We start from the raw sequence: 14,232 nt of genomic DNA, 5'->3' as shown, positions 1-14,232 counted from the left end.
CGTGCCCTCAGAACAGCGTGCCCTCCTCCGGTCCCTCCAGCTCCGTCAGCAGCTCGGGGCCGTTGTTCCGTACGTTGCTGACGGCCGTCGACACCGGGTAGGCCCGCATCAGGCCGGTCGGCGGCGGCTCCAGGAGCGGGCGCAGCTCCTCCGCGTCGGTGCGCGTCGGGTCCAGCCACGCGTCCCAGCGGTCCGGCGTCAGCATCAGCGGCATGCGCGGGTGGATGTCGGCGAGCGAGCGCGGGCCCTCCTCGGGCGCGACGCCCAGCGGCGCCGTCTCCGCCTCCGTCGTGATCACAGAGCACGTCACCCACCACGCGAGCGGGTGCTCGTCGGGCAGCGTCCGGTCCCGCCAGAACTCATACAGCCCGGCCATCGCGAAGACCGAGCCGTCGGCCGGGGTCACGAAGTACGGCTGCTTGCGGGGGCGCTTCTTCTTGCCCTCGACCTCCAGCTGGCGCTCCTCGACCGCGGTCACCCACTCGTAATAGCCGTCCGCGGGCAGGATGCAGCGGCGGGCGGCGAAGGCCCGGCGGTACGAGGGCTTCTCGTGCACGGTCTCGGCGCGGGCGTTGATCATGCGCGCCCCGCCCTCCGGCGTCTTCGACCAGGCCGGGACGAGCCCCCACTTGAGCTTGCGCAGCTGGCGAACCGGCCTCGGCGATCCGGCGTCTTTCACCGGACGGTCGAGAACCGCGTAGACCTCCTTGGTCGGAGCCACGTTGAAGTCCGGAGCCAGCGTCTCCTGTGGCTCCCACTTCTCGATCTCAAAGATTCCTGCGAGATCCTCGGGCCTACGACTCGATGCATACCGACCACACATACGTGCCAGACTGCCATGCCGCGTACGACCAGAGGGAGCCCTGTCCGACGTATGGAAAGCACCGCATCCACCAGCCTGACCGGCCTCTGGGACCGGGTCTTCGGCACCCAGGCCGCCCCCGAGCAGTGGCTGGTGATCGCCTGCGGCGTCGCCGCCCTCGCCGTCGTCGTGCAGCACTCCATATGGCGCCTGGCCCGCAACGCGATCACCATCGCGCACGAGGGCGGCCACGGCCTGGTGGCCCTGCTCACCGGCCGCCGGCTCAGCGGCATCCGGCTGCACTCGGACACCAGCGGCCTCACCGTCAGCCGCGGCAAGCCCACCGGGCTCGGCATGATCCTGACGGCCGCCTCCGGCTACACCGCGCCCCCGCTCCTCGGCCTCGGCGGCGCCGCCCTGCTCGCGGCCGGGCACATCACGGCGCTGCTCTGGCTCGCGACGGCTCTGCTCGTGGCGATGCTCGTGATGATCCGCAACGCGTACGGGGCGCTCACCGTGATCCTCACCGGGGGCGCCTTCCTGCTGGTGTCGTGGCTGACCAGCTCCCAGGTGCAGGCGGTGTTCGCGTACGTGGTGGTGTGGTTCCTGCTCCTCGGCGGGGTGCGCCCCGCGTTCGAGCTGCAGTCCAAGCGCAGGCGCGGCGGCGCGGGCGACTCGGACGCGGACCAGCTGGCCCGGCTCACCGGCATCGCGCCCGCGCTGTGGCTGTTCGTCTTCCACGCCGTCTCGCTCTGCTGTCTGCTCGCGGGCGGGCGCTGGCTGCTGGACGTCTGAGCACGCGGCGGGGGTGACGGTCTCCTGCGGCGGCTTCCTGCGGGCGGCTTCCCGCGGCAGCTTCCTGCGGGCGGCCGATCGATCAAGATCTGCGGTCCCCGCCAGCCATTAAAGTGAGGGCATGACCGCGAATCCTGCGCACACCGCCCTCTGGCCAGCCCCGCACGCGAGCGGAGCCGTCGCCGCGACGGTCCACGTGCCCGGATCCAAGTCGGTCACCAACCGCGCCCTGGTGCTCGCCGCGCTCGCCGCCGAGCCCGGCTGGCTGCGCCGCCCGCTGCGCTCCCGCGACACCCTGCTGATGGCGGGGGCGCTGCGCGCGATGGGCGTCGGCATCGAGGAGACGGTCACGTCCAGCTCGTCCGTCGCGGGCGGCCCGGACGGGACCGGTGAGTCCTGGCGCATCATCCCCTCGGGCCTCGGCGGCCCGGCCACGGTCGACGTGGGCAACGCGGGCACGGTCATGCGCTTCCTGCCCCCCGTCGCCACGCTCGCCGACGGCCCGATCCGCTTCGACGGCGACCCCCGTTCGTACGAGCGCCCGCTGCACGGCGTGATCGACGCCCTGCGCACCCTCGGCGCCCGCATCGACGACGACGGCCGCGGCGCGCTCCCGCTGACCGTGCACGGGGGCGGCGCCCTGGAGGGCGGCCCGGTCGAGATCGACGCCTCCTCGTCGTCCCAGTTCGTGAGCGCCCTGCTGCTCTCGGGCCCGCGCTTCAACCAGGGCGTGGAGGTACGGCACGTGGGCGGCGCCCTGCCGTCCCTGCCGCACATCCGCATGACCGTCGACATGCTCCGCGCCGTCGGCGCCCAGGTCGACGAGCCGGAGTCGGGCGGCGAGCCGAACGTCTGGCGGGTCACCCCGGGCGCCCTGCTCGGCCGGGACATCGTCATCGAGCCGGACCTGTCGAACGCACAGCCGTTCCTGGCCGCGGCCCTGGTCACCGGCGGCCAGGTCACCATCCCGGACTGGCCCGAGCGCACCACCCAGCCCGGTGACGCGCTGCGCCGGATCTTCACCGAGATGGGCGGTTCCTGCGAACTGACCGAGAAGGGCCTGGAGTTCACCGGCTCGGGCTCGATCCACGGCATCGACGTCGACCTCAGCGAGGTCGGCGAGCTGACCCCCGGCATCGCCGCGGTCGCCGCCCTCGCCGACTCCCCCTCCACGCTGCGCGGCGTCGCCCACCTCCGCCTCCACGAGACGGACCGCCTGGCCGCGCTCACCAAGGAGATCAACGAACTGGGCGGCGACGTCACCGAGACCGCCGACGGCCTGCACATCCGCCCGCGCCGCCTGCACGGCGGGATCTTCCACACGTACGACGACCACCGCATGGCCACCGCGGGCGCCGTCATCGGCCTCGCCGTGGAGGGCGTACAGATCGAGAACGTGGCGACGACGGCCAAGACCCTCCCCGACTTCCCCGACCTGTGGACCGGAATGCTCGGGAACTGACGGGCGGACTGAACAGCCATGCGCCGCTACGGCAAGAACCCCGACGAGGACGACATCCGCGTCCGCCCCAACCGCAAGGGCAACCGGCCGCGGACGAACATCCGCCCCAAGCACGAGGACGCGGCCGAGGGCATGGTCCTCACCGTCGACCGGGGCCGCCTCACCGTCCTCATCGACGGCCGGCCCGTGACCGCCATGAAGGCCCGCGAGCTCGGCCGGAAGGCGGCCGTGGTCGGCGACCGGGTGGCCGTCGTCGGCGACCTGTCCGGCAAGAAGGACACCCTCGCCCGCATCGTCCGCATCGAGGGCCGCACCTCGGTGCTCCGGCGCACGGCGGACGACGACGACCCCTACGAGCGGGTCGTCGTCGCCAACGCCGACCAGCTCGCCGTCGTCACGGCGCTCGCCGACCCCGAGCCGCGCCCCCGCATGATCGACCGCTGCCTGGTCGCGGCGTACGACGGCGGCCTCTCCCCGCTCCTGGTCCTCACCAAGTCGGACCTCGCCCCACCGGACGAACTCCTCGCGCTCTACGGGGACCTGGACATCCCGTACGTCGTGACGAACCGCGAGGAGCTGGCGAACGGGGACGCGGCGGACCGGGTCCGCGAGCAGCTGCACGGCAAGGTCACGGCCTTCGTCGGGCACTCCGGAGTCGGCAAGACGACGCTGGTGAACGCCCTGGTCCCGGAGGACCGCCGGCGCACGACCGGGCATGTGAACGCGGTGACCGGCCGCGGCCGCCACACCACCACATCGGCCCTGGCGCTGCCGCTCCCGGACGACGGCGGCTGGGTGATCGACACCCCGGGCGTGCGCTCCTTCGGCCTGCACCACGTGGACCCGTCCCGCGTCATCCACGCCTTCCCCGACCTGGAGCCGGGCACGGCGAACTGCCCGCGCGCCTGCAGCCACGACGAGCCGGACTGCGCCCTGGACGCCTGGGTCGCCGAGGGCCACGCGGACCCGGCGCGCCTCTACTCGCTGCGCCGGCTGCTCGCCACCCGGGAGCGCCGCGACGGCGACTGACCTTCGCGGCGTTACGGCGACTGACCTTCGCGTTGTTTGCGTCAACCAAGGCCCGGTAAATGCATAATCGCACCGAGCCCGAAGCGGTCACGGACGTAGCAATGCAGGAGGCACAGTCATGGCGTGGCTGCTGGTCATCGTCGCCGGAATCCTCGAGACCGGGTTCGCGGTCTGTCTGAAGCTCTCCCACGGCTTCACCAGGCTCTGGCCCACGATCGCCTTCGCCGCCTTCGCGCTCGGCAGCTTCGGCCTGCTGACGCTGGCCCTGAAGAAGCTCGACGTCGGCCCCGCGTACGCGGTGTGGACGGGCATCGGGGCGGCGGGCACCGCGATCTACGGCATGATCTTCCTGGGCGACCTGGTGTCCACGCTCAAGATCGTCTCGATCTCGTTCGTCATCCTCGGCGTCATCGGCCTGCAGCTCTCCGGCTCGGCCCACTGACACCTGGTCCCACCGCCTACCCGGTCGGCCATCTCCCGACGAGCCCCCGGACCAGCTCCGCGGGGTCCTCACCCTTCGCCGCGGGCGCGACGACGTACGACAGGGCGAGCCGGACCGCGCTCTCGCAGGCCCGCGTCATCTCCTCGGCCCGCTCCCCCGGCGCCCCGATGGCCACCACCACCCGGTCCCGCACCAGGGCGAGCAGCTCGCCGGGCGAGGGCACCCCCGCGTCGGCCCGGCGCTGTGCGGGGACCGGGGAGGTGGAGGCGGTGGTGCGGCTGGGCGGGGGCAGGCTCTCGCTCCAGCAGCCGGTGAGGACCGCCCGCACCAGGGCGTTGCCGCGCGCCGCGCCGATGGTCCAGGCGCCGACGGCGGCCAGCCGGTCCACCGGGTCGCGGGCCTCGGCCAGGGCGCGCTCGACACCGCTGAGATAGCTGTCGGTCTCGCGGCGCAGCAGGGCGCGCGCGAGCCCGTCCTTGCTGCCGAACTCGTTGTAGAGCGTCTGCCGGGAGACCCCGGCGACGGCAGCGACATCGACCATGCGGACGCCTGCCCATGGCCTGCGGGCCAGAGCGGTATAGGCCGCGTCCAGTAAGGAATCCCGCGCTGCGGGCATCATGGCCTCCCCGGGCCGGGGACCTGTCTGGAGTTGTGGTGTGCATCAGGGAGCGGCCCCGGCTCTGGGGCCAGAGTTGACGGGCCCGGCGGCAGTGTCAATAGCCCTGAAGGCCCTGCTCCGCCTACGGTCACGGACGCGCTGTGGCTCGGCCAGATCGGGATCGATACTGTTCACTCATGCCCGACTACCACGATGATCTGCGTCTCGCCCACGTCCTCGCGGACGCCGCCGACGCCGCGACGATGGACCGGTTCAAGGCACTCGACCTGAAGGTCGAGACCAAGCCGGACATGACGCCGGTCAGCGAGGCCGACAAGGCGGCCGAGGAGCTGATCCGCGGCAACCTGCAGCGCGCCCGGCCGCGCGACGCGATCCTCGGCGAGGAGTACGGCATCGAGGGCACGGGCCCGCGCCGCTGGGTGATCGACCCGATCGACGGCACGAAGAACTACGTCCGCGGCGTGCCCGTCTGGGCGACCCTCATCTCCCTGATGGAGGCGGGCGAGGGCGGCTATCAGCCGGTGGTCGGCGTGGTGTCGGCCCCGGCGCTCGGGCGGCGCTGGTGGGCGGCGAAGGGCGGCGGCGCCTACACCGGGCGCAGCCTGTCGTCGGCGACGCGGCTGCGCGTCTCCCAGGTCTCCCGGCTCCAGGACGCGTCGTTCGCCTACTCCTCCCTCACGGGCTGGGAGGAACAGGGCCGCCTCGACGGCTTCATGGACCTCCAGCGCGCGGTCTGGCGCACCCGCGGCTACGGCGACTTCTGGCCGTACATGATGGTCGCCGAGGGCTCGGTCGACCTCGCGGCCGAACCCGAGCTCTCCCTCTGGGACATGGCGGCCAACGCCATCGTCGTGACCGAGGCGGGCGGCACCTTCACCGGCCTCGACGGCACCCCGGGCCCGCACAGCGGCAACGCGGCGGCGTCGAACGGCCTGCTCCACGACGAGCTGCTCGGCTACCTCAACCAGCGCTACTGACCGGCCGGTTGACCGACTCCCCTGAGACGTACGTACGGCTGCCAAGGCGTACGTACGAAGAACGCACGCCCCTCAAGTGGCCCCGCGATCCCTCTTGTTGACGTCCCGGAGGGCTGTCACTCTGAAAGTCCCCCCACTTGTGAACTTGTGAATCCTTTCTCCAGGTATTCCAGAGGTCAACGGATGGCCAAGGAGACGGGGTTCTCCTAGGAGGTGGCTTCAGCCCATGCTCGTCCGCGACGCCATGAGCACCATGGTCCTCACCATCGGTCCCGCCCACACCCTCCGCCAAGCGGCCCGGCTGATGTCGGCGCGCCGCGTCGGCGCGGCCGTCGTCCTCGACCCCGACACCTGCGGCATCGGCATCCTGACCGAGCGCGACATCCTCAACTCCCTCGGCCTCGGCCAGAATCCGGACCACGAGACCGCGGGCACGCACACCACGACCGACGTCGTGTTCGCCGCCCCCGCCTGGACCCTGGAGGAGGCGGCGGACGCCATGACGCACGGCGGCTTCCGGCACCTCATCGTCCAGGATCACCAAGGACCCGTCGGCATCGTCTCGGTGCGCGACATCATCCGCTGCTGGGCCCCGGCCCGGCATCCCGCCCCGACCCTCGCGGGCGGCTGAGAAACGGCGAACGGGCCGGACCCCCGAAGGGATCCGGCCCGCCGCCTACCTACGGCAACCGGCCTCAGCCACGCAGGGCCTGGACCGCGGCCTCCAGCCGCTTGCCGAAGTCACCGTCCGCCTGGCGGAAGTTGTTGATCGCGCGCTCGGCGATGTCGTCGCGCGAGACGCCCGCGATGTTGCCCGCGAGGTTCTCGATCAGACGCGCCTTCTCGTCCTCCGACATCAGCCGGTAGAGGTCGCCCGCCTGCACGAAGTCGCTGTCCTCGGCGTGCGAGGGAGCGGCGTGGTTGCCCGTGCCGCCGGTCACCGCGGAGGTCACCCAGAGCGGCTTGTCCGTCTGGAACGGACCGCCGAAGGAGTTGGGCTCGTAGTTCTTCGCGCCCTTGTGGCGGCCGTCGTACAGATAGCCGTCCCGCGAGTTCGTCCGCGCCTCGGTGGCGTGCGGGCGGTTCACCGGCAGGTGGTCGGCGTTGATGCCGACGCGGTAGCGGTGCGCGTCCCCGTAGGCGAACAGCCGCCCCTGGAGCATCTTGTCGGGCGACGGACCGATGCCCGGCACGAGGTGGGCGGGGCTGAAGATGGACTGCTCGACCTCGGCGAAGATGTTCTCCGGGTTGCGGTTGAGCTCCAGCTTGCCGATCTCGATCGGCGGGTAGTCCTCGTGCGGCCACACCTTGGTGAGGTCGAACGGGTTGAAGCGGTAGTTCGCCGCGTCGGCCGCGGGCATGATCTGCACCTGCACGGTCCAGCTCGGGAACTCCCCGCGCTCGATGGCCTCGCGCAGGTCACGCTGGTGCGAGTCGGGGTCCTTGCCGGCCAGCACCTCGGCCTCACCGGCGGTGAGGTTCTTGATCCCCTGGTCGGTCTTGAAGTGGTACTTGACCCAGAAGACCTCGCCCGCCTCGTTGTTCCACTGGAAGGTGTGCGAGCCGTAGCCGTTCATGTGCCGGTACGAGGCCGGGATGCCGCGGTCGCCGAAGAGCCACGTCACCTGGTGGGTGGTCTCCGGGGAGAGCCCCCAGAAGTCCCAGACGTTGTCGGCCTCCTGGCTGCCCGTGTACGGGTCGCGCTTCTGCGTGTGGATGAAGTCCGGGAACTTGATGGCGTCCTTGATGAAGAAGACGGGGGTGTTGTTCCCGACGAGGTCGTAGTTCCCCTCCTCCGTGTAGAACTTCAGCGCGAAGCCACGGGGGTCACGCACGGCGTCGGCCGCACCGAGGTTGCCGGCCACGGTGGAGAACCGCAGAAAGGTCTCGGTCTTCTTCCCCACCTCGGAGAGGAACTTGGCCCGGGTGTACTTGGTGACGTCGGCGGTCACGGTGAAGGTGCCGTAGGCGCCCGCACCCCGCGCGTGCACGATGCGCTCCGGAATGCGCTCGCGGTTGAAGTGCGCGAGCTTCTCGAGCAGCAGCTGGTCCTGGACGAGCACGGGTCCGCCGACGCCCGCGGTCTCGCTGTTCTGGTTGTCCGCGACCGGGGCTCCGGCCTCCGTGGTGAGCGGTCCCTGCTCCGTCGTCACGTGCGCCTCCTGCGTGTTCTTGCTCGGTCCTGTCCCTTGGCGTATGCCGTTGCCGACCCTACACTGGACATTGTCTAAGTCAAGTAAGCATCCAAAGCCACACACTGTCGGGACTTAGGTCCCTTGCCTGTTAGGCTGGTCTTTATGAGTGACCTGTTGGAACGACTGCGCGGACGAGGCTGGCGCATGACCGCGCAGCGGCGCGTCGTGGCCGAGGTCCTCGACGGCGACCACGTGCACCTCACCGCCGACGAGGTGCACGCCCGCGCCGCGGACCGCCTCCCCGAGATCTCGCGGGCGACGGTCTACAACACCCTGGGCGAGCTGGTGACGCTCGGCGAGGTCCTGGAGGTCTCCACGGACCGCCGCGCCAAGCGCTACGACCCGAACGCACACCGGCCCCACCACCACCTGGTCTGCGCCCGCTGCGGCGCCATCCGCGACGTCCACCCCACCGGCAACCCCCTGACGAGCCTCCCCTCCTCGGAGCGCTTCGGCTTCACGGTGGAGGGCGTGGAGGTCACGTACAAGGGCATCTGCCCGGACTGCGCGAGCGCGTAGCACCCCCTCCCGAGACTCCAAGGGCCCTGGCACCGCAAGGTGCCAGGGCCCTTGAGTTTGTGCCGTTTGTGGGCAGGCGTCCCGCACGGCGGGACGGGTGGGCACAAACCACCCACCGGCCCGCAGCCAAGCAGCCAATCTCAGCCAAAACAAACCCCTTCCCCAATCTGACGGACCGTCATATCGTCGACGGCGCCCAACATCCGCCTGCCCTCCGCAAGGAGAAACCGTGGGAGATCCGCACCCGAAGCTAGAAGCCCACGACCTCACCCGAACCTTCGGCCGAGGCACCAAGCAAGTAGCCGCCCTCGGCCCCCTGGACCTGAAAGTCGCCCCGGGCGAGTTCACGTGCATAGTCGGCCCCTCCGGCTGCGGCAAGAGCACCCTCCTCCGCATCGCCGCGGGCCTCCTCCGCCCCAGCAGGGGCGAGCTCACCATCCGTACGGCATCCCCCCGCCCCGCCGCGATGATCTTCCAGGACTACGGCATCTACGACTGGAAAACGGTCCTCGCCAACGTCCGCTTCGGCCTGGACATCCAGAAGGTCCCGCGCAAAGAGGCCACCACCCGCGCCCGCGACTGGCTCTCCCGCATGGGCCTCGCCGACTTCGCCGACGCCTACCCCGCCGCCCTCTCCGGCGGCATGCGTCAACGCGTGGCGATAGCAAGGGCGTTGGCGGTGGAGCCGGAGATCCTCCTCATGGACGAGCCGTTCGCCGCGCTCGACGCCCAGCTCCGCACGATCCTCCAGGACGAACTCCTCGCCCTCACCCAGACCACCTCCACCACCACCCTCTTCATCACCCACAGCCTCGAAGAGGCGATCGTGCTCGGCGACCGCGTCCTGGTGATGTCGGCCCGCCCCGGCCGCATCATCGCCGAACACCGCCCGCCCTTCCCCCGCCCTCGCACCGGCGACATCCGCACCACCCCCGAATTCACCGCGCTCAAGGGCGAGTTGTGGGACCTCCTGCGCGGCGAGGTCGACCCCAGGACGTCACCCCGGGCGGCAGCATGAGCACCCTCACGAACAAGTCGGCCCCACAAGACGTACTGGTGCGGCGGCCCGGCCCCCAAGAACTGCACCCCGCCCGCACCCACCGCAGGCGCCGCGCCCTCGAACTGTCCCTCGCCGTGGCCGCCCCCCTCGCCCTCGTCCTCCTGTGGCAACTGGCCGCCGTGAGCGGCTGGATCGACGACCGCGTCTACCCGGCCCCGCAGACGATCCTGGAGGACGGCTGGGAGCGCGCCGCCGACGGCGACCTGTGGCCCGACGTCTGGGCCACGCTCAAGCGCGTGCTCGCGGGGTACGCGATCGGCACGGTGACCGGCTATGTCCTCGGCCTGCTGATGGGCTCGCTCTCCGTCGTACGCGCGGCACTCGAGCCCACCCTCGACGCGCTCTACGTCGTCCCGAAGCTGGCGCTGCTGCCGGTCTTCCTCAACATGTTCGGCCTCGGCGAGGGCCCCCAGATCGCGCTGGTCGCGGCCACGGTCTTCTTCTTCGTCTGGATCTCGACGATGGCGGCGGTCCTCGCGGTGCCTTCGGGCCACCGGGACGCGGGCCAGGTCTTCGGCGCCTCACCGTGGCAGATGTTCCGCCACGTCCTCCTCCCGGCCTCGCTGCCCGCCGTCCTCGTGGGCGCGCGGATCGCCGCCGGGGTCGCGGTCCTGGTGATCGTCGCGTCCGAGCAGATCGCCGCGTCGGACGGCCTCGGCCACCTCATCTTCGACTCCCGGGCCCTCTTCCAGAACGACGTGATGTTCGTCGGCATCGTCTGCGTCGCGGTCCTCGGCGTCGTCTTCTCCGAACTGGTGCGCCTGGCGGGCCGGTTGCTCACCCCCTGGGCCCCCCGGGACCGCGGCCGCGGCCAGCCCTGACCACCACGTACGTACGGAGGCACCGCCATGCACCGCAGCAGCACCCGCACGCCGACGCTCCCTCTCACCCTGCTCCTGGCGGGCGCCCTGCTCGCCACGGCGGGCTGTGCCAAGGAGGACGACGCCCCCGACACCTCGGCGCCCGCGAAGCCCCGCACCATCAAGACGGTCTCCGGCTGCGGCAAGGGCAGCTGGACCGACCCCGCCGACCTGGCCCCGGACCGCACCCCCGCCCGCTGCGACGCGGACGCCCCCGCCCCCCAGCCCCTCAAGAAAGAGCGCAGCCTCACGATCGCGACCGGCACCCTGAGCGCCGAGTACGTCGCACCCCTCCAAATGGCGGTGGAAAAGGGCGAGTTCAAGAAGGAGGGCCTGAACGTCCATCTGAAGGTGCTCCCCACCCCCGAGGCCCTCCCGCTCCTCGCCAAGGGCGACATCGCCGCCCAGTGGGCCGCCCCCGAGGCGGCCGTGATGAACGGCATCAACGGCGGCTTCGACATCAAGTGGACGGCCGGCAACTTCTCCCCCGACCCGAAGTCCAAGAGCGGCCTGTGGGTGCGCCTCAAGGACAACGAGAGCGCGACCCACGTCCCCATGGCGGGCCGCAGGCTCGGCACGATGATCGGCAAGGGCTCCGTCATCTCGTACCCCATGAACAAGGCCCTCAAGAAGCACGGCGGCGGCCTCGACAAGATCCAGTTCCAGCAGCTCGGCTCCGCCGACGTCCTCACCGCCCTGCAGAACGGCGGCGTCGACTCGGCCTGGCTCCTCGACCCGGTCTGGCGCAAGGTCGACGGCGACCAGCGCTTCGCCTTCCTCGGCGGCCAGCCCCAGGGCGAGCCCCTGGGCGGCCTCCTCTTCGGCCCGACCCTCCTCAAGGAGGACCCGGACGCGGGGGTGGCCCTGCTCCGCGCGTACATCCGGACGGTGAACACGTACTTCCGCGGCGACTACAAGAAGGACCCGGAATTCGTCACCGACCTCGCGAAGCTCCTCAAGACCGACGAGTCGGTCCTCAAGTCCACCCCGTCCCTCCGCATGGACTGGGAGATCCGCTCCGGCACGACGGACCGCCTCCAGGACGCGTACGCGGCGGCGGGCGTCTCCAAGGGCGACAAGGTCCCCGAGGAGAAGGCGGTGAACCGCGCGCTGTACGAGGAGGCGGTGGGCCACAAATAGCGGCAACTGCCCGGACACACACCAAGGGCCGGAAGCGTTGAACGCTTCCGGCCCTTGGCCTTCAGTAGCGGGGACAGGATTTGAACCTGCGACCTCTGGGTTATGAGCCCAGCGAGCTACCGAGCTGCTCCACCCCGCGTCGGTGAACCCAACAGTACGCCAGGCCCACGACCAGCGCAAATCGAGGTAGCACCACCCCGCACCGCCGCGTACCGCTACGCGGACAGCTCCTCCCGCAACGCGTCCCGCAGCCGCGTGGCCCGCTCGCACACCTCCGCGGGCCCGAGCTCCGCCGCCCGTGCGGCCCACCGCTGCCCTTCCACAAGCTCTCCCCGACGCGCGTAGAGCAGGGCGAGCCGCAGCGCCGCCCGCCCGTGCCCCGCATCAGCGGCCCGCGTCCACCACAGCGCGGCCTCCGGCTCACTGCCCTCGCGGGCGAGCAGGAGACCCAGGTTGAACGCCCCGTTCCGGCTGCCCGCCTCCGCGGCCAGGCGGTACCACCGGGCCGCCTCGACGACGTCGCCCCGGCCCGCCGCCAGCATCCCGACCCGGACCTGCGCGCGCCGGTGCCCCTGCTCGGCCGCCCGCTCGTACCACTCCTCGCACTCGGACTTCTCCGCCACGCTCTCGCCGAGCGCCGGCGCCCCCGCGGGCGGACGGCGCGCGTCGAGCACGCTCCCGAGGCGGTAAGCGGCCTCCGCGCTGCCGCCCCCGGCCGCGCACCGCAGATGCCGCTCGGCCTCCCGCTCGTCGCCGTCGCGCAGGCGCGCGGTGCCGACCTGGAGCGCTGCGTCGGTGTGCCCGGCCGCCGCCGCCCGCTCGTACCAGCGCAGGGCGGCGTCGTCCTCGCCCCGGCTCGCGTACAGGATCCCGAGGTTGAAGGCCGCGTCCACGCTGCCCGCCTCGGCGGCCTTGGAGAACCACGGCTCGGCACCGGCCGCGTCGCCGCCCTGGAGCAGCAGCACGGCGAGCGCGTTGGCGGCCTCGCGGTGGCCGGCGTAGGCCGCGCGCCGGTACCACTGGTCGGCCTGCGCGGTGCGGCCCTGCTCGGCGCAGAGCAGCCCGAGGTTGTACGCGCCGTTCACATCGCCCGCGTCCATGGCCGCGCGGTACCAGCGCTCGGCGGTCTGGGTCTCGCCGCGCTCGGCGTGCAGGGCGCCCAGCGCGTTCGCCGCGTTCCCGTCGCCGTCCTGGGCGGCCCGCAGCCACCAGACGGCGGCGCTCTCCTCGTCGCCCGCGTCGCGCAGCAGGAAGCCGAGCGCGCAGGCGGCCCGGGACTCGCCGTCCTTGGCGGACGTCAGATACCAGCGCCCGGCCTCCTTGAGCTCGCCCCGCTGCTCCAGGATCGCGCCGAGGTGCAGCGCGGCCCTGCGGTGGCCGCGCGCGGCCGCCTGGCGGTACCACTGCTCGGCCTCGGTGCGCTCGGCCTCGCCGTGGCCCGGCTTCGCGTTCCGGTCGACGGCGCGGGCCAGGCGGTAGGCGGCCTCGCGGTGGCCGCGCTCGGCGGCGGTGCGCATCCAGCGCTCGGAGCCCACGTCGCCGCGGTGCTCCAGGAGGTCGGCGAGCGCGTACGCACCGAGGGTGTGGCCCTGCTCGGCGGACTGCCGCAGCCAGTACTCGGCGGCGGGCTCGTCGCCGCGCTCGCGGTGGTGGCGCCCGAGCGCGTGCGCCGCGGCCGCGGAACCGGCGACGGCGGCGACCCGCCACCAGCCGGCCGCCTCGTCCGCGTAGCCGCGCTGGTGGAGCAGGACGCCGAGGTTGTTGGCCGCGGCGCGGTCACCCTCGGCGGTCGCGGCGCGCAGCAGAGACTCGGCCCCGTCGAGATCACCGCGGCGCAGCAGCAGGCTGCCGAGGACGCTCATCGCGTCGACGTCCCCGGCCTCGGCGGCGATCCGATGCCGCAACTCCTCCGCGGCCGTCCCGGGGTCCTCCCGGTCGGCCGGCTGCACAAACCGCCCTGTCTCCAACAGAGTTGCCTTGTCCCCCATAACGTCCATCGTCGCACCACCTGCAACCTGGGTACACCTCGTATACCGCAGCCAGTGAGGTCACTTCAGCGTTTTGTCGACATGCCCACAGAGAGATAAGTGAAACACAGATCCCTCAACTCGCCCCCTGCGGAGCACGGTTCGCACAAACAGGCACGGGCCGGTGGCAAGGTCATCGGCATAGGCCACGACAAGGCCGCCCCACGCGGCCCGGACACAACGACGAGGGCCCGGATCCTGTGATCAGGATCCGGGCCCTCGTCTTCAGTAGCGGGGACAGGATTTGAACCTGCGACCTCTGGGTTATGAGCCCAGCGAGCTACCGAGCTGCTCCACCCCGCGCC

The 14,232-nt window shown here is 71.7% G+C and carries 14 protein-coding genes and 2 tRNA genes; 10 read left to right on the top strand and 6 right to left on the bottom strand.

The genetic code is table 11. From position 1 onward, the window contains the following. Nucleotides 1–7 precede the first annotated feature (7 nt). Nucleotides 8–823 (bottom strand): SOS response-associated peptidase, encoded by an 816-nt coding sequence (locus tag ACFWYM_RS26855; RefSeq protein WP_384842373.1) that lies wholly within the window; start codon nt 821–823, stop codon nt 8–10. Between the two features lie 51 nt (nt 824–874). Here ACFWYM_RS26855 and ACFWYM_RS26850 point away from each other — a divergent pair, with 51 nt between their 5' ends. From ACFWYM_RS26850 to ACFWYM_RS26835, 4 genes are all read left to right on the top strand, one after another. Further along, on the top strand, nt 875–1,597 hold the full coding sequence (locus tag ACFWYM_RS26850) for a M50 family metallopeptidase (protein WP_384842370.1): 723 nt from the start codon (nt 875–877) through the stop codon (nt 1,595–1,597). Between the two features lie 121 nt (nt 1,598–1,718). Continuing rightward, the gene (gene aroA / locus ACFWYM_RS26845; RefSeq protein WP_384842368.1) at nt 1,719–3,059 is read left to right on the top strand and encodes a 3-phosphoshikimate 1-carboxyvinyltransferase; all 1,341 of its coding nucleotides are present in this window, start codon (nt 1,719–1,721) and stop codon (nt 3,057–3,059) included. A gap of 18 nt (nt 3,060–3,077) precedes the next feature. Then, nucleotides 3,078–4,088 (top strand): ribosome small subunit-dependent GTPase A, encoded by a 1,011-nt coding sequence (rsgA, locus tag ACFWYM_RS26840; RefSeq protein WP_384842365.1) that lies wholly within the window; start codon nt 3,078–3,080, stop codon nt 4,086–4,088. Nucleotides 4,089–4,206: 118 nt separating this feature from the next. Next, nucleotides 4,207–4,530, top strand: coding sequence for a DMT family transporter (locus ACFWYM_RS26835; RefSeq protein ID WP_384842362.1), 324 nt, complete (start codon nt 4,207–4,209; stop codon nt 4,528–4,530). A 16-nt stretch (nt 4,531–4,546) separates the two neighbouring features. Here ACFWYM_RS26835 and ACFWYM_RS26830 read toward each other — a convergent pair whose 3' ends face one another. Next, the gene (locus tag ACFWYM_RS26830) at nt 4,547–5,149 is read right to left on the bottom strand and encodes a TetR/AcrR family transcriptional regulator (RefSeq protein WP_384842359.1); all 603 of its coding nucleotides are present in this window, start codon (nt 5,147–5,149) and stop codon (nt 4,547–4,549) included. Nucleotides 5,150–5,325: 176 nt separating this feature from the next. On the opposite strand from ACFWYM_RS26830, the gene hisN reads away from it, so the two are divergent. Both hisN and ACFWYM_RS26820 read left to right on the top strand, forming a co-directional pair. Further along, nucleotides 5,326–6,126 carry a histidinol-phosphatase gene (gene hisN, locus ACFWYM_RS26825; RefSeq protein WP_384842356.1) on the top strand — a complete coding sequence of 267 codons (801 nt, stop codon included), beginning with the start codon at nt 5,326–5,328 and terminating at the stop codon, nt 6,124–6,126. Nucleotides 6,127–6,352: 226 nt separating this feature from the next. Continuing rightward, the gene (locus tag ACFWYM_RS26820; RefSeq protein WP_384842353.1) at nt 6,353–6,757 is read left to right on the top strand and encodes a cyclic nucleotide-binding/CBS domain-containing protein; all 405 of its coding nucleotides are present in this window, start codon (nt 6,353–6,355) and stop codon (nt 6,755–6,757) included. Between the two features lie 64 nt (nt 6,758–6,821). Here the strand turns inward: ACFWYM_RS26820 and ACFWYM_RS26815 are convergent, their stop codons facing one another. Beyond that, complete coding sequence (locus ACFWYM_RS26815) at nt 6,822–8,279, bottom strand: catalase (protein WP_384842350.1); 1,458 nt, start codon at nt 8,277–8,279, stop codon at nt 6,822–6,824. A 144-nt stretch (nt 8,280–8,423) separates the two neighbouring features. On the opposite strand from ACFWYM_RS26815, the gene ACFWYM_RS26810 reads away from it, so the two are divergent. The 4 genes from ACFWYM_RS26810 to ACFWYM_RS26795 all read left to right on the top strand — a co-directional run bounded on the left by ACFWYM_RS26810 (nt 8,424) and on the right by ACFWYM_RS26795 (nt 11,900). Continuing rightward, entirely contained in the window at nt 8,424–8,840 is a 417-nt protein-coding gene (locus ACFWYM_RS26810) for a Fur family transcriptional regulator (protein WP_384842347.1), read from the top strand. Nucleotides 8,841–9,069: 229 nt separating this feature from the next. Next, on the top strand, nt 9,070–9,858 hold the full coding sequence (locus ACFWYM_RS26805) for an ABC transporter ATP-binding protein (RefSeq protein WP_384842344.1): 789 nt from the start codon (nt 9,070–9,072) through the stop codon (nt 9,856–9,858). Then, on the top strand, nt 9,855–10,721 hold the full coding sequence (locus ACFWYM_RS26800) for an ABC transporter permease (protein WP_384842341.1): 867 nt from the start codon (nt 9,855–9,857) through the stop codon (nt 10,719–10,721). The genes ACFWYM_RS26805 and ACFWYM_RS26800 overlap by 4 nt, the downstream gene beginning before the upstream one ends. 27 nt (nt 10,722–10,748) lie before the next feature. Further along, complete coding sequence (locus tag ACFWYM_RS26795; RefSeq protein ID WP_384842338.1) at nt 10,749–11,900, top strand: ABC transporter substrate-binding protein; 1,152 nt, start codon at nt 10,749–10,751, stop codon at nt 11,898–11,900. A 65-nt stretch (nt 11,901–11,965) separates the two neighbouring features. On the opposite strand, the gene ACFWYM_RS26790 is transcribed toward ACFWYM_RS26795, so the two are convergent. The 3 genes from ACFWYM_RS26790 to ACFWYM_RS26780 all read right to left on the bottom strand — a co-directional run bounded on the left by ACFWYM_RS26790 (nt 11,966) and on the right by ACFWYM_RS26780 (nt 14,230). Continuing rightward, nucleotides 11,966–12,039, bottom strand: a tRNA-Met gene (locus ACFWYM_RS26790). Nucleotides 12,040–12,115: 76 nt separating this feature from the next. After that, nucleotides 12,116–13,897 (bottom strand): tetratricopeptide repeat protein, encoded by a 1,782-nt coding sequence (locus ACFWYM_RS26785; RefSeq protein WP_384842335.1) that lies wholly within the window; start codon nt 13,895–13,897, stop codon nt 12,116–12,118. A gap of 259 nt (nt 13,898–14,156) precedes the next feature. After that, nucleotides 14,157–14,230, bottom strand: a tRNA-Met gene (locus tag ACFWYM_RS26780). Between the last annotated feature and the right edge of the window lie 2 nt (nt 14,231–14,232).

The organism is Streptomyces sp. NPDC059009, from assembly GCF_042740175.1.
Lineage (GTDB): Bacteria > Actinomycetota > Actinomycetes > Streptomycetales > Streptomycetaceae > Streptomyces.
This window is presented reverse-complemented; position numbering and strand designations above follow the sequence as displayed.

Excerpts from the sequence above, each read along its gene's own strand:
- ACFWYM_RS26855 (WP_384842373.1), bottom strand. The coding sequence starts at position 823 with ATGTGTGGTCGGTATGCATCGAGTCGTAGGCCCGAGGATCTCGCAGGA.
- ACFWYM_RS26850 (WP_384842370.1), top strand. The coding sequence starts at position 875 with ATGGAAAGCACCGCATCCACCAGCCTGACCGGCCTCTGGGACCGGGTC.
- aroA (WP_384842368.1), top strand. The coding sequence starts at position 1,719 with ATGACCGCGAATCCTGCGCACACCGCCCTCTGGCCAGCCCCGCACGCG.
- rsgA (WP_384842365.1), top strand. The coding sequence starts at position 3,078 with ATGCGCCGCTACGGCAAGAACCCCGACGAGGACGACATCCGCGTCCGC.
- ACFWYM_RS26835 (WP_384842362.1), top strand. The coding sequence starts at position 4,207 with ATGGCGTGGCTGCTGGTCATCGTCGCCGGAATCCTCGAGACCGGGTTC.
- ACFWYM_RS26830 (WP_384842359.1), bottom strand. The coding sequence starts at position 5,149 with ATGATGCCCGCAGCGCGGGATTCCTTACTGGACGCGGCCTATACCGCT.
- hisN (WP_384842356.1), top strand. The coding sequence starts at position 5,326 with ATGCCCGACTACCACGATGATCTGCGTCTCGCCCACGTCCTCGCGGAC.
- ACFWYM_RS26820 (WP_384842353.1), top strand. The coding sequence starts at position 6,353 with ATGCTCGTCCGCGACGCCATGAGCACCATGGTCCTCACCATCGGTCCC.
- ACFWYM_RS26810 (WP_384842347.1), top strand. The coding sequence starts at position 8,424 with ATGAGTGACCTGTTGGAACGACTGCGCGGACGAGGCTGGCGCATGACC.
- ACFWYM_RS26800 (WP_384842341.1), top strand. The coding sequence starts at position 9,855 with ATGAGCACCCTCACGAACAAGTCGGCCCCACAAGACGTACTGGTGCGG.
- ACFWYM_RS26795 (WP_384842338.1), top strand. The coding sequence starts at position 10,749 with ATGCACCGCAGCAGCACCCGCACGCCGACGCTCCCTCTCACCCTGCTC.
- ACFWYM_RS26785 (WP_384842335.1), bottom strand. The coding sequence starts at position 13,897 with ATGGACGTTATGGGGGACAAGGCAACTCTGTTGGAGACAGGGCGGTTT.